Consider the following 14,449-nt stretch of genomic DNA (forward strand, 5'->3'; position numbering starts at 1 on the left):
ACGGACGAGCTAAGGCTAGCCTTCCATAAACTTGATCAGATATACTTCCGGCTGCTTAAGGAACTCCGCAAAGCTGCACAAATCCGCATACTCCTGATGCTCCTCATCATAGCAGCCGATGACACCCTTTTTCTTCGGATTCCACACGAGGTGCAAATGGGAGTAATTGTCGATCTCGGCAGACAAACGCAGCAGCTTTTGCCGACCGTATTTCATTTCAATTGTATCGGTCAATGTGAAAAAGTCGATGTACCCAATGCCATACTCATTGTCCGCCAGCCCAAGACGCAGCTCTTCCCCGGTAAGGAAGCCAATCAGTTCTTCGGTCAGTTTATATTTTTGCAGCTCGTACTTTCTGTTCTCCACATCATGCAGCTCGGCAGGTTCCAGCGATTTCAAATACGCAGCCAACTCCGTATCTTTATTGCTGACCGCGATGGTATAAGGCCGCTCGCCACCCTTTTCCGCTATCATAATGTCCGCACCGCGTTCAACCAAATACTTGACCATGGCGGCATTCCCCAAGCGCGTAGCAACTGTTAATGGGGTCGCTTGATACGGATACACCATATTCGGTTTGTTAAAATTGATGTCTACCCCATGATCGAGTAAATAGGCCGTGGTCGTAAGGTCATGATCCGACACGGCTTCACGCAATACATCGCCGCCATGCAGTCTTATATCCAGTCCCAGCTCTTGAATGAGCGGGATGTTCTTTTTGTTGCCATAGTAAGCCTCCGAATAAGCGCCTGAGCGCACCTGATTGACCATGTCCAGCTTGGCGCCTTGCGCTACAACAAAGCGAACGATCTCTTCCTTGCCATAACGTACGGCCTTCAAAAAAGCCGGTTTATTTTTGACATTCAGATTAACGCCATGCTCTACCAGCAGCTTAACAACTTCTAGCTTCTCCGATACAAATGCCAGATCCAACGGGCTTATCGTCGTATATTTACTAAGCACGATGCCTTCTTCTATATCCCAGCCTGCCGCAATAGCATCTTGCAAAGCCGGGACATTTCCTTGATAAATATGCATCGCGATTTCTGGCAGCTCTTCGAAACTCCCGATATCTTTCAACTTGATCATCGATTACCCTCTCCTAGCCTATGTCTTATGAAAAATATAGAAAATAAATTGGCAAAAAACAACAAATTTCTACCTTATTCTCTTTTATTTGATTGAAAATACAGTCAATTATGTCTATTTTTGACGAATTTGCTCGATAAAAAGTTTTTTCCCAATAAAAGGAGTAGTCTTACGAGAAGAGAAATACTTATGCACATCGTCTTATACATAATTTTTAAGGAGAGTGGACTGATGAAGAAGATGCGTACTCTCGCTTCCCTTACGCTTGCAGCATCACTCATGCTGAGTGGCCTTCCTTACAATGCACTGGCAGCGGCGGAGTTTAGCGAACAGGATTGGGAGCAAGTAAACGAGTATACCAACGCGGAAGTAGAGATTGGCTCCGAAATCTCAAAAATCTCCCCCCTGCTGAACACCAGTTCCAGCAAAAACGTCAGTGTCATTATTGAGCTGCAAAGTGAGCCTTCGATCACAGCTAAACACAGTGAAGGTTCAGAATCTTCCGTTAGATCATTACGAGCGAAAGTAGAGGAGGAGCAAGAATCTTTCCTCGATGAGGCAAAAGACAACAAGGTCAAACTGAAGGTAAAGCGCAAGTTTGAGCATGTATTCAACGGGATGGAAGTAACAGTGTCAGCCGACGAGTTGGAAGAGCTGGCTGAACTGCCACAGGTGAAACGCATTTATCAAAATACGTATTATGAGTTTCCCGAAATTGATGCCGTCAGCGAGAAAGCATCGTCCACCAAATGGGATCAGGCCCCTCTCCAACAAATCGGCGTTCTCGATATGTGGAAGGAAGGTCTGACAGGGAAAGGATTGAAGGTCGGCGTCATCGATACAGGTGTCGATTACAAGCACCCTGATCTCAAGGATGCTTATAAAGGCGGATATGACTCCTTCGACAATGACAAAGACCCTTATGAAGAAGCACCAATCCCTGTGGAAGATGACCGCGATGGAAAAGGATATGAAGGCTCCAGCCATGGAACTCACGTCTCTGGCACCATCGTAGGACGCGCCAAAAACAGAACCTCAGATGTGCAGGTAAAAGGGGTTGCCTACGGTGCAGACCTCTACGTCTACCGCGTATTGGGCCGAGGCGGCGGTAGCTCCGCTCAGGTCATCGACGGTATCGAAAAAGCGGTGAAAGACGGCATGGACGTCATTAACCTGTCGCTTGGTGCCGCTAGTGAGAAGAACTCTGACTCCCCAGATGCCATCGCTGTGAATAACGCGGTACTGTCTGGTGTGATCACTGTTGTATCAGGTGGGAATTCAGCCGACGATGAACGCGGCAGACATTTCTACACGGCGGGATCACCTTCTGGAGCGAGGCTGCCGATCACGGTTGCAGCGGTAGACTCCCCTACCGTGCAATATGACGGCTCAGCAACCTCGTCCTTCGGAGACAATTACGAATTCCCTGTGATGGCATGGCAGGTCAAAAAGGATAACTTCGCCTCCATCATCGGAACCAAACCGCTGCCAGTCGTCTATGCCAACCTTGGCTCTCGCAGCGATTTTGAAAAGGCAAATGTAAAAGGCAAAGTCGCTCTCGTTTCCCGTGGTTCTCTCGGCTTCACGGAAAAAATCGATAACGCCCGAAAAGCTGGTGCTGTCGCTATCGTGGTCTTTAACGGTAACGACGTCGATGGGGATGGCGTAGCTGATCTGGATATCCGTGATCGCGAGGGCTACGTCAACACGATCCTGGGTGACCAGATCGATGCGATTCCTACCTTTGACATGAAGGGTCTGGAAGGCCGGACACTGGCAAAAGAGCTGCTGGCTGACCCTGAAAAAGCAAAAACACTGACGTTTACGTTCTCAGGAAACTACCCAAGCACAAATGATCCGGGCGACCGCATCGCTGGATTTAGCTCACGTGGTCCAATCATGGGCGACGATTACAGCATCAAGCCGAATCTGGCTGCACCAGGTGTAGCCGTTCTGTCCAGCTATCCATCTTGGAGCAAGCTTATCCCTAACGCCAAGTACGACAAGGCATACGCCCGTCTAAACGGTACAAGCATGGCGGCTCCGCACGTTTCCGGTCTTGCCCTGCTGTTGAAACAGGCGCATCCGGACTGGACACCTGCCGATATCAAAGCAGCGCTCGCGAACACCTCAAAACCGCTGTATAGCCCAGACGGCTTATTGTACGATGTGTACTCCCAAGGTGCAGGCCGCGTAAACGGCTACGCCGCATCGAAAACACCTGCTGTTCTGACAACGGTAGAGCAGCTCACTATTTTGGGCGAAGATTTTGAGCCGAAGACCATTCCGTATTATGCGGATAACGTTTCCTTTGGCTTGCTGAAGGCTGGCAGCAATACCGTCACGAAAACGCTCCAGCTGAAAAACCTGTCCAAGAAGGATGTTTCTTACGATGCAAAAGTGATCATGCATCCATCCGTCACGACAGACCCGTACAAACCAGGCTCCAAAACGCCAGATGTCGATGACATCGATGTGGAAATCACCGATGATTCCATCTCCGCTAAAAAAGGCGATGAGGCCACATTTGAGCTCAACCTCACTGTTGACTCCGATGCAAAAGATGGCGTGTATGAAGGGGAAGTCCTGCTGAAAGGCGAGAAAGGCAACCCTGACCTGCGCCTGCCGTTTGCTGTACACGTGGGAGACAAGCGTGAGGATACCAACTTCGGTTTCGACAACCTGAAGCTGTCCGATACGACGATCACGCCTGATGGCGATGGCAATGAGGATTCGTTCACACTCGAAGCCGAGCTGCAAGCCAAAGACGTGAACCAGATCTCTGTTGAAGCATGGGACATGGACGATAAATACGTCGGTACGCTCGCATCCGTGTTCAACAATTACGCGCTGATTGCACCTGGCCCTATCACCTTCTCTAATCTCGATGGTACCTACTACGATGGTGGCCAAGTAGCGAAGAAGCTCGATCCAGGCAAATACAAGCTGAAGCTCGTCGGTCGAAGCGTTGACCAAAGCAAACCGAAGGGTGAGCAGATTGTAAAAGAGTACGAAGCTTGGAAATCCTTCATGATTAAGGCATCGAATAAAAACGCGGTCTTGTCCAAGGTAGTTGAAGAAGCCATAGAGCAATTCGAGATTGAGATTGCGAACACCACAGAGCTGGATCAGCCAGTGCTTGCCCTGCCGGAAGAAAGCGATGATGTGACTTATCAGGTGACAAAGAGCTCTGATGAGGCGTTTATCAATGACGAGGGGATTTTGAAGGAGCTGCCTGCCGAAGGGGAAGAGACCGTTACGCTGTATGTGACGATTACTTCTAAGGAAGATGAGTCGGTTACGCAGACTGTGAAGGTGAAAGTGACGTTGGAAGCGGTAGTAGAGTAGTGTTGGTTTGACGTTTTTAGATGTATGAAGGCTCCGCCACACATCATGGCGGAGCCTTATCATTTTGCCAACTATACCGGCCATTACAGCTTGTTCAAAATTTCTTCTTTGATAAAGGCTTTGATCTCTTCGCCGCTCTCCAGGGTGAGGACGTGTTGTGCTGTTTCCTGTAGCGACTTGTAATCCAGCTTTTTCAGCAAATGGCGGGCCCGGAGAATGGAAGTGGCACTCATGCTGAATTCATCTAGTCCCAACCCGAGCAAAATTGGGATCGCCAATTCCTCCCCGGCCATTTCTCCGCACATGCCGACCCATTTGCCTTCCTGATGGGCCGCCTTGATTACCTGATTCACCAGCCGTAAAATGGCGGGATGATACGGATCGTACAAGTAGGCGACCTGCTCGTTCATTCTGTCCGCTGCCATCACATACTGAATCAAATCGTTGGTCCCGATGCTGAAGAAATCGGCTTCCTTAGCGAGCTGGTCTGCGATCATCGCGGCAGCTGGCACCTCGATCATGATTCCTACTTCCAAATGATTGTTAAACAAAATGCTTTGGTTGCGCAGCTCCGCCTTCACTTCGTCCAGGATCTGGTTCGCTCGACGCAGCTCGGCTATAGTGGCGATCATTGGATACATGATCTTGATATTGCCGTATATACTTGCCCGGAGCAAAGCGCGTAACTGCGTCTTAAACAGTTCCACGCGGTCCAGGCACAGCCGGATGGCTCGATAGCCTAGAAACGGATTCAATTCTTTCGGCAGATCGAGGTAGGAAAGCTCCTTGTCCCCGCCGATGTCCAATGTTCGAATGACAACTGGTCGATCCTTGCCCATGGTCTCTGCAACCGCTTTGTAAGCCGCAAACTGCTCTTCTTCCGTGGGGAACTGCTCCCGCCCCATATAGAGAAATTCGGTACGAAACAGTCCGATCCCCTCGGCGCCGTTTTCAACGGCCTGCACGGCGTCCTGCGGATTCCCGATGTTGGCTGCCAATTCCACGCGGTGCCCATCTGCGGTAACACTTTCTTCATGAACCAGACGAGCCCAGTCCTCTTTTTGTTTCCAGTAGGCTTGCTGTTTGGCTTCATAGGCTGCGACGACAGCTTCGTCCGGTCGAATGTGTACCTCGCCCTCAAGGCCGTCGACAATGACCAGATCCCCTGTTTGCATCTGCTCTGTAATGTCCGACATGCCTACCACCGCCGGGATTTCCATGGTGCGTGCCATGATGGCGGAGTGAGACGTGCGGCCGCCTATATTCGTTGCAAATCCTTTTACCTTTTCCCTGTCCAACTGTGCCGTATCGGATGGCGTCAGATCGTGTACAACCAGCACCACCGGCTCTGCGAAATCCGCTTGCAACTGATCGTGTATGCCGAGCAGATTCTTCAGCAGATTCTTCAGCAGACGCTGGCTGACATCGCGCAAATCCGCCGCCCGCTCCCGCATGTACTCGTCGTCCATGCTTTCAAAAATGGCGACAAAGCTGTCACGAACCTCCTCCAGAGCTGCTTCCGCATTCACTCTTTCGCATTCCAGCTTCTCCTTAATAGCACCAATAAACTCCGGATCCTGCAAAAAAAGCTGGTGGGCTTCAAAGATTCTCGCTTCTTCTTCGCCCATCTCGTGGCGGACCTTCTTCTTGACCTGCTCGAGCTCTAGATCTGCCGCTCTCACACTTTCCCGAAATCGCGCAAGCTCTGCGGTCACCTCATTTTGGTCAAGGATGCGTCGTTCATACCGAACCATCTCTTCCTTTTGTACAACAGCTCGTCCGATCACGATTCCGGGAGCTGCAGCGATCCCTTTTTGCAGCATTACAATCGCTCCTTATCGAAGCCGCACCCCTGGTGTCCAGAGGGGGCTTCCTGCCATGTTACCCGTGAACCGACATGAGCAATTTGCCGAGCTCCTCCATTGCTTGCTCTGCCTGTTCTCCAGTGATTTCAAGGGTGATTTGCTCCCCCATCTTCGCACCCAGTGTCATCAAGCCCATGATGCTTTTGCCATTGATCTTTTTCGTGCCCTTGATCACATTTACCTCACAAGGAAACGAAGTAGCCTTTTGCACGAATAATGTTGCCGGACGGGCGTGCAGTCCAGTCGGATTTTGAATGATGAAAGTCTTGGTCAACATCTGGTTCCAGCTCCTTTTTTACTCTACCGCGTCTTTTTTCAGAACTTTTAGCATGAGTGCCGTAACCATTGTTCCGGCAAGAATGGAAACAAGGTAAAGCGGCCAGTTGCCGATTACCGGCAAAACGAATATTCCGCCATGAGGGGCAGGCAATGTGCACCCAAACAGCATCGACAACCCGCCAGCTACGGCAGAGCCAACTACGAGCGAAGGAATGACGCGTGTCGGATCAGCCGCCGCAAACGGGATCGCCCCCTCCGTAATGAAGGATGCCCCTAGGAGGTAAGCGGTTTTACCCGCCTGCCGCTCTTCCGTGGTAAATTTCTTCTTGAACAGCGTAGTCGCCAAAGCGATTCCGAGCGGCGGAGTCATCCCTGCCGCCATAATGGCTGCGTGAGGGGTATAGTTTCCGTCAGCAATCATCGCAATCCCAAACGTAAATGCTGCTTTGTTGACAGGACCACCCATGTCAAAGGCCATCATTGCACCCAAAATCACACCAAGGATGACGGCGTTACCAGTGCCCATGTTTTTCAGCCAGTCACCCAGCGCCGTATTGGCGGCAGCGATCGGTTCAGATACTACGTACACCATGACAAAACCTGTAAGCAAAATCCCAAGCAGCGGATACAACAGCATCGGCTTGATGCCTTCTAACGATTCCGGCAGTCCAGCCAACACTTTTTTCAATCCGACCACAATATATCCGGCCAGGAACCCTGCGATGATTCCTCCGAGGAAACCCGAGCCGGAAGTAGCCGCCAGCAAGCCTCCCACCATACCGGGAGCAAAACCAGGGCGGTCAGCGATGCTCTTGGCGATAAACCCGGCCAATACCGGGATCATCAGCTGGAACGCAGTTCCTCCGCCGATATCCATCAGGACTTTAGCCAGCGGATGGAAGGACGGATCGTTTGGATCAACTGCCTTGATCCCAAACATAAAGCTCAGCGCAATGATAATCCCGCCGCCAACGACAAACGGAAGCATGTTGGACACACCGTTCATCAGGTGCTTGTAAAAAGCCGGCTGCTTCGCTTTTTTCTCAGCCTTTGCTTCTTGGATATGGTCCTGGTAGCTGGTCCCGCCTTCGCGGTAGATGCTCCCCTTTTGCTCTACTGCGCGCTGAAGCAGTTCCTCGGTATTGCGAATCCCTTCGGCTACCGGCACTTCAATGACGATCTTGCCAGCAAAGCGATCCATCTCCACTTGCTTGTCAGCAGCTACAATCACCGCTGCCGCTTCCTCAATATCCTGCGAAGAAAGCTTGTTTTTCACACCCCCGGAACCGTTTGTCTCTACCTTGATGGCAATCCCTAGCTCTGCTGCTTTTTTCTTCAGCGCATCGGCGGCCATGTACGTATGGGCGATCCCGGTCGGGCAAGCGGTTACCGCAACTACTTTTGTCGATCTTTCTAGCTCCTTGCTCTCTACAACGATTTCATTTTCGCCCTGGATTTCTTTTTCTTTGCGCGTGATAATCTCCAGCACCTGTTCCTTCGTTTCTGCACGCGTCAGCTCCTGACGAAATGCTTCATCCATGAGCATCTGAGAAAGCAACGCCAGTGTTTCGAGATGGGCCTGGTTGGCGTCCTCAGTAGCCGCAATCATGAAGAACAGATGCGCTTTTTGGTTGTCCAACGAGTCGAAATCAACGCCCTCTTTGGAAAAACCGAACGCAATGCTTGGCGTTTTGACCGCTGCTGTCTTGGCATGCGGGATGGCGATTCCTTCTCCAATTCCGGTGGAGCCTTGTGCCTCCCGCGCGAGAATGGCCTGCTTCATCTCTTCCCTGCTGTTGAGCCGTCCAGCTTCGTCCAATTTTTCAATCAACTCATCTAATACCGCTTCCTTGGAGGAAGCAGACAGAGGGAAAAGAATTGTGTCAGCTTTTAACAAATCGACAATGCGAATCTCGTTATTCATCGTTGAACCCCCTTTATCAAATGGCGGTTATTGTGATTTCCGGAAGAAATGCTTGTATCTTTTCATGTGTGCAGAAGCCTTCCGACAGGGCAGTCGTACTCCCCGCGGCGACGGCAAAGCGAAACGCCGCTTCGGTATCCATTCCCTGCCTATAGCCATAAAGGAAACCGGCAACCATTGAGTCTCCGGCACCGATCGAATTGACTGGTTTGCGCTGCGGAATCTGGGCGACATAGGCGGAATGCTGATTGACAAATACTGCACCCTGCCCCGCCATCGATACGATGACGTTCTGTGCGCCCATTTGCAAAGACTTACGTGCCAAATCAATCGCCTCTGCTGGAGTGTCAATCGTCACCCCAAACAGTTCCCCCAGCTCATGATGATTGGGCTTGATGAGAAACGGCTCTTCCGACAAACCGGTTTCAAGCGCTTTCCCTTTTGCGTCGAGGAAGATACGGACGCCCTTGCCACACAGCCGCTTCATGATCGTCTGGTACATATCTGACGGCAAGCTTTTCGGCACGCTTCCCGCGAGTACCAGATAATCGCCGCTCTGCAAGCTGTCGATCTGCTGCATCAGCCTTTGGAGCGCTTCTTCCGGGATGTCCGGTGAGACTCCGCTGATATCCGTTTCGATCTGCGCCTTTATTTTTAAATTGATTCTGGAATCCTGTCCGATTTGGATCAAGTCATGAGAGATGCCGGCTTGCTCGATCTGCTGTTGAATAAACGCTCCCGTAAACCCACCGACAAACCCCAGCGACGTGCTGTTTTCCCCGAGTATGCGGAGAACCTTTGATACATTTATGCCTTTTCCGCCTGCGACCTTCCACTCTTTTTGCGCCTCGTGAATGGTTCCTTGCGACAGAGCAGTAATCCACAGGTGGTAGTCAATCGATGGGTTCAGGGTTACTGTGTAAATCATACTTTCACCACTTTAAGAGTTGATAATCTGCCGTAAACTTGTTGTTCCTCTTGGCTCAAACCGTCATCTGTGATTACCGTGATGCCTTCCAGATCTCCCACTTTGGCAAAGGTGACCCTGGAAAACTTGTCAGAGTCGGTCAAGACAAATCGCTCGTCGGAAAACTGCAAGGCCAGCTGCTTCACGTACGCCTCATCCGGGTCAGGTGTGGTCAGACCGTGATGCTGGTCAATGCCGTTGATCCCGAGAAAGCATTTGTCGAATCGGTATTGACTGAGGGCAGTGATCGCATCACGCCCTACCATCGACAGTGTAGCCGCTTTCAATTCTCCGCCCAGCAGAATCGTTCTGATGTTTCGCTTGATAAGCTGAAGGGCAATGTCCACCCCGTTAGTAACGACCATGATGTTGTCGTAAGGTAAATAGGGCAGCATCTGATACGTCGTGGTGCCCGCATCGATGAATATCGAGTCGTGTGGCTTTATCAAACTGGCGGCATATTTGGCGATCGCCAGTTTCTCCCGCTCATGTTTGACCGATTTTTCCAGAATCGTCGGCTCTTCGATTTTGCTCTGTAGTACAGACGCCCCGCCGTGCACGCGTTTAAGCAAGCGCTGTTCTTCCAATTCGCTTAAATCTCGCCGGATCGTCGATTCCGATGCCCCAGTCGCTTCCACAAGCTCATGAATGCGCACAATATCTTTTTCTTTCACTAAAGCTACTATTAGTTGATGACGTTCAGGGGTTAGCATCGTATCCTCCCTTCTCCTAGTTGCACCAGGATTGATTTTGATTATACATTCAAATCCAATCAAAAACAATCATTAATAGTCATAATCAATCAGGGATTGTTCACTCCTTCGGACAACAGACAAAGCCACCCCAAATCATCGGAGTGGCTTCCATATGAATCTATGCATGAACTTAGCTTGCCGAATGAACGCGGCCCTGACTTACTCTGCTTTCATTTTTTCAAGGACAAGCTCTATCGATTTCTCCTTGATGTGGGGGAAATCACTGATGATCCAGTGAGGAACGACATATACCTGATTGTTTTTGACCGCTTTTAACTGCTGCCATAAAGCGCTGTTAGTCAACTCTTCGAATCTCTTTTCGGATTCTTTGTCTGGACCCTTGGCTGGATTTCCGACCTGAATGAAAATATGATCTGGATTCAACTCCGGCAATTTTTCCATAGAAATAACTTCAATTTTTTTGATAGAGGCAACTTGCGGGAGCGGCTTCAATCCCAAATCGCGGGCAATTGTCGAGCCAAACAGTTGATTCGGGCCGTGAACCCGATATTCTTTTGCCATGACCCGCATGTAGAACACGGTTTCGTCTTTGCCAACCTTTTTCGCAAGCTTTTTCTTGGCTTCCTCGGCTTTTTGATCGTAGCCCGCCAACCATGTGTCAGCTTCTTTTTCCTTGCCAAGCATGCTTGCTAATTCACGGAAAGCAAGTCGCCAATCATCCTGGTCTGGTAAAATGATCGTGGGAGCTATTTTCGATGCGTCGTCATAAATTTTAGCATGGACTTCCCTGCCTATGATTAAGTCAGGTTCTGCCTCCTGTATCGCTTTCAGATTCGGGTCATCCCCCAGATTTTTCACACCTACAAATGGATTTCCCTCCATGTACTCCAGGTTCGTTTCTCCCTGGTAGGATGTCATGGCATAGGGCTTGATGCCAAGAGCGTAGAGAGAGTCAGCCAGCCGATAATCAAGCACTGCGATTTTCTTCGGCTCCCCTTTTATAGTCGTTTTGCCGGAATAGTGTTCAATGACCCGCTGTGCGGATGATTGATTGTCACTGGCAGTAGACGTTTGTTCCTGGCCAGCACCGCAGCCGGTAAGGAACAAGCAGCTTGCCAGAATGAAAGAAAGTGCTGCGAACTTTTGAATTTTGTCCTTTAGCCTCCTATGAAAAAAACCTCCAATCCAAAAACGGATCGAAGGTTCACTATAAGATTCCTATTAACTAATTAACTATAAGCCAGTTCTTTTTCGACGAGACCAAGCACCTCGTCTGTCGAACGTTGAAGCTCTTGGAGAAGCTCTTCGTTTTGCAAGAGTGACACGCCATAAGAAGGAATCATTTCTTTGATTTTCGGTTCCCACTCTGCCATACGTTGTGGGAAGCATTTTTCTAATACCTCAAGCATAACCTGAACAGCTGTAGAAGCACCTGGAGATGCGCCGAGCAGTGCAGCTACGGAGCCATCAGCGGCACTAACCACTTCTGTACCAAATTGAAGGGTACCTTTTCCGGCTGGTGTATCCTTGATAACTTGCACGCGTTGACCGGCTACCACGATACCCCAATCCTCGCTTTTCGCGTTCGGAATGAACTCCCGTAGTTCTTCCATGCGCTTTTCATGCGATAACATAACTTGCTCGATCAGGTATTTGGTCAATGCCATTTCTTTTACGCCTGCCGCCAACATCGTGATGACGTTGTTCGGTTTTACGGAAGTGATCAAATCCATATTGGAACCTGTTTTTAAGAACTTTGGCGAGAATCCCGCAAAAGGTCCAAACAGCAAGGATTTTTTGTTGTCGATATATCTGGTATCCAGATGCGGTACCGACATTGGAGGAGCGCCGACCTTTGCTTTACCGTACACTTTTGCATGGTGCTGCTCTACCACTTCCTGATTTTTACAAACCATGAACAATCCGCTTACCGGGAAACCGCCGATATGTTTGGACTCTGGAATACCGGTTTTTTGGAGCAAATGCAGACTTCCGCCCCCACCGCCGATAAAGACGAATTTGGCAATATGGTCTTCGATGTTACCGGTAGCCATATTGTACACTTTCAATTTCCACATGCCGTCGCTCGTACGTTTGATATCCTCAACAGCATGATTGTAGTTAATCGCGACGTCTTTCGTCTTCAGGTAATCAAACAACATACGTGTCAAAGCACCAAAATTGACATCCGTACCAGAGTCGATTTTGGTTGCAGCTATTGGTTCATTCGATGCGCGGCCTTCCATGATGAGCGGAATCCATTCCTTCAGTTTTTCATGGTCATCGGAGTATTCCATCCCTTGAAATAGAGGATTGTTTGCCAGCGCTTCAAAACGTTTTTTCAAAAAGCTTACATTCTTTTCGCCTTGCACCATACTCATATGAGGTATTGGCATGATAAAGTCTTGCGGATTTTGGATGAGATTGTTTTTTACAAGGTAAGCCCAGAATTGTCTGGACAGCTGAAAATGTTCATTGATTTTAATGGCTTTGCTAATATCTATAGACCCGTCAGCTTTCTCGGATGTATAGTTCAGCTCACAGAGTGCCGCGTGGCCAGTACCCGCATTATTCCATTCGTTAGAGCTTTCTTCGCCTGCTTTTGCGAGTTTCTCAAAAACCTTGATTTCCAACTCCGGTGCCAATTCTTTCAGTAATGCTCCCAGAGTTGCGCTCATGACACCTGCACCAATCAAAATAACGTCTGTTTTTTGCTGTATGGAGCTCATATTACCCTTCCTTATCTACTGTTTTTGTAAAAAAGAAGTAGTAGCTCCTTGCCCCGTTGCAAGACGCTACGAAAACATCTTACCTTTCACAACTATAACTATATCATAGAAATTATTTATTGATTCAATTATCTATTATAATTAGAGGATTAATAACTATTTAATGTTGGTAAAAAAGGGAGGATTCCGCAAACAGTGCCTGATGAACACGTAAAAACCATTGTCTTACCCCAGTTTCTTGCAGAGGTGAAGGATTTGGTTTGTTATTACCAGTGAGGCGCTTACCATATAAAATTCGCTGTACTTATGGTAAAACTTGGTAAAATCTCATATCTAAGGAGAGATGGAGATGAACTCTTTGGCCCATATGACAAACAATATTCCGTGGCAGCGCTTGACGACAGCCTATGGAAGAGGGACGGACATTCCGCAGCTTATAGAGACCAGGCAATATGAGGAATTGTCCAATCTAATCGAACATCAAAGCACCTTGTGGCAAACGACGCCGTGGGTGCTGCTGATACTCCTGCAGGAGCTTGCCAAACAAAAACCAGAGCAAGTCTCTTTGCAGGAAATTCAGTTGTACTTGGCTGTAGCTTCTGCTATAAACGTGGACGAAATGGATTCACAAAATGCGGTTGAGACCATGAACGAGCTATTGGACGAAAAGTACTTGTGGCCAGAGGACGAGGAAGATGATGAATTATGGTGGGAAGAAGAGGAGCCGCGGGGCTATGAGCAGGAAGCATTTTTCAGCTATTTTTCTTTCAGTTATTTGCTGCTAAAAGATTCTATTCCCGTTTTCACTGCGATTATGGAAGAGAATGATAAGCTCGCTCCCGCTATTCAAGAGCTGCTGCTTATGCTCCAGTCAGAAGGGGAAAGTGCTGTCGAATAGGTATCGAAGTCTCTTTGATAGTACCCACCCCCGTCACCTTATGATGGGGTGGGTATTCCCAACTGCTGTACGTAATATCGATGTGCAACAACTGCAATGCGATCCTGGTCTTCCCAGAAGCTCTGATCAAGCTTATCCAGCCGTTCTGCCTCTTCCTCGGTAAGGAACTGTGGAATATCCCAGAGTTGGGTGAGGCGGTTGTCTTCCGATAAATGCTCGATGCAGGCATATCCGGACTGGACGATTTCGAGTGCATGGACTGCCCCGATGGCTTGTAAGGCCCGTACCGCATAGATATATGCCTCTTCTCCCCAGTTGCAAAAAAACTGCAAAAACCCACCGTTATATACATCAGCTTCCAACAGCCATAAGGCGGCAATCTCTTGTTCCTGTGAAGTCAGTGTGTTCCAGCCCGAAGCATTCTTTTTCTGCACAAAGGTTGCGGCAAAATCGAACCATACGTCATGGATATCCATCTTACTCAACTTGTACGCCCCCTTAATGTTTAACCCACTTCTAGATCAGATGTGCACAAACGATACGAAATAAATTAATCTTATATGAATACATCATCGTTTGGTAGATGGCGGTAGCTTCGCGTGGCTGGCATCTAAGAAAAAGAATCATTTAGGAG

11 protein-coding genes are annotated in these 14,449 nt (G+C 49.0%); 2 read left to right on the top strand and 9 right to left on the bottom strand.

The features are described from left to right. Window positions 1-15: 15 nt before the first annotated feature. Window positions 16-1,089: an ankyrin repeat domain-containing protein gene (locus ACM6JA_RS00505; protein WP_414850721.1), complete on the bottom strand. Its 1,074-nt coding sequence runs from the start codon at window positions 1,087-1,089 to the stop codon at window positions 16-18. 231 nt (window positions 1,090-1,320) lie between these two features. Between ACM6JA_RS00505 and ACM6JA_RS00510 the strand changes: the two genes are divergently transcribed. Beyond that, window positions 1,321-4,437, top strand: coding sequence for a S8 family serine peptidase (locus ACM6JA_RS00510; RefSeq protein WP_414850722.1), 3,117 nt, complete (start codon window positions 1,321-1,323; stop codon window positions 4,435-4,437). An 83-nt stretch (window positions 4,438-4,520) separates the two neighbouring features. On the opposite strand, the gene ptsP is transcribed toward ACM6JA_RS00510, so the two are convergent. The 7 genes from ptsP to ACM6JA_RS00545 all read right to left on the bottom strand — a co-directional run bounded on the left by ptsP (window position 4,521) and on the right by ACM6JA_RS00545 (window position 12,917). Beyond that, on the bottom strand, window positions 4,521-6,260 hold the full coding sequence (ptsP, locus tag ACM6JA_RS00515) for a phosphoenolpyruvate--protein phosphotransferase (RefSeq protein WP_414850723.1): 1,740 nt from the start codon (window positions 6,258-6,260) through the stop codon (window positions 4,521-4,523). A gap of 58 nt (window positions 6,261-6,318) precedes the next feature. Continuing rightward, on the bottom strand, window positions 6,319-6,579 hold the full coding sequence (locus ACM6JA_RS00520; protein ID WP_414850724.1) for an HPr family phosphocarrier protein: 261 nt from the start codon (window positions 6,577-6,579) through the stop codon (window positions 6,319-6,321). 18 nt (window positions 6,580-6,597) lie between these two features. Next, a complete protein-coding gene (locus tag ACM6JA_RS00525) occupies window positions 6,598-8,505 on the bottom strand; it encodes a fructose-specific PTS transporter subunit EIIC (RefSeq protein WP_414850725.1) in 1,908 nt (635 codons plus the stop codon). 16 nt (window positions 8,506-8,521) lie between these two features. After that, window positions 8,522-9,433 (bottom strand): 1-phosphofructokinase, encoded by a 912-nt coding sequence (pfkB, locus tag ACM6JA_RS00530; protein ID WP_414850726.1) that lies wholly within the window; start codon window positions 9,431-9,433, stop codon window positions 8,522-8,524. Then, window positions 9,430-10,185, bottom strand: coding sequence for a DeoR/GlpR family DNA-binding transcription regulator (locus tag ACM6JA_RS00535; protein ID WP_414850727.1), 756 nt, complete (start codon window positions 10,183-10,185; stop codon window positions 9,430-9,432). Before ACM6JA_RS00535 ends, pfkB begins: the two co-directional genes overlap by 4 nt. Window positions 10,186-10,386: 201 nt before the next feature. Continuing rightward, window positions 10,387-11,295, bottom strand: coding sequence for an iron-siderophore ABC transporter substrate-binding protein (locus ACM6JA_RS00540; protein WP_414850728.1), 909 nt, complete (start codon window positions 11,293-11,295; stop codon window positions 10,387-10,389). A gap of 122 nt (window positions 11,296-11,417) precedes the next feature. Continuing rightward, window positions 11,418-12,917: a malate:quinone oxidoreductase gene (locus tag ACM6JA_RS00545; RefSeq protein ID WP_414850729.1), complete on the bottom strand. Its 1,500-nt coding sequence runs from the start codon at window positions 12,915-12,917 to the stop codon at window positions 11,418-11,420. Window positions 12,918-13,266: 349 nt separating this feature from the next. Here ACM6JA_RS00545 and ACM6JA_RS00550 point away from each other — a divergent pair, with 349 nt between their 5' ends. Then, a complete protein-coding gene (locus tag ACM6JA_RS00550; protein WP_414850730.1) occupies window positions 13,267-13,815 on the top strand; it encodes a hypothetical protein in 549 nt (182 codons plus the stop codon). Between the two features lie 38 nt (window positions 13,816-13,853). On the opposite strand, the gene ACM6JA_RS00555 is transcribed toward ACM6JA_RS00550, so the two are convergent. After that, on the bottom strand, window positions 13,854-14,300 hold the full coding sequence (locus ACM6JA_RS00555; RefSeq protein ID WP_414850731.1) for a DUF4375 domain-containing protein: 447 nt from the start codon (window positions 14,298-14,300) through the stop codon (window positions 13,854-13,856). Window positions 14,301-14,449 lie beyond the last annotated feature (149 nt).

Source organism: Brevibacillus sp. IT-7CA2, assembly GCF_949767855.1.
In the GTDB taxonomy this organism is placed as follows: domain Bacteria; phylum Bacillota; class Bacilli; order Brevibacillales; family Brevibacillaceae; genus Brevibacillus.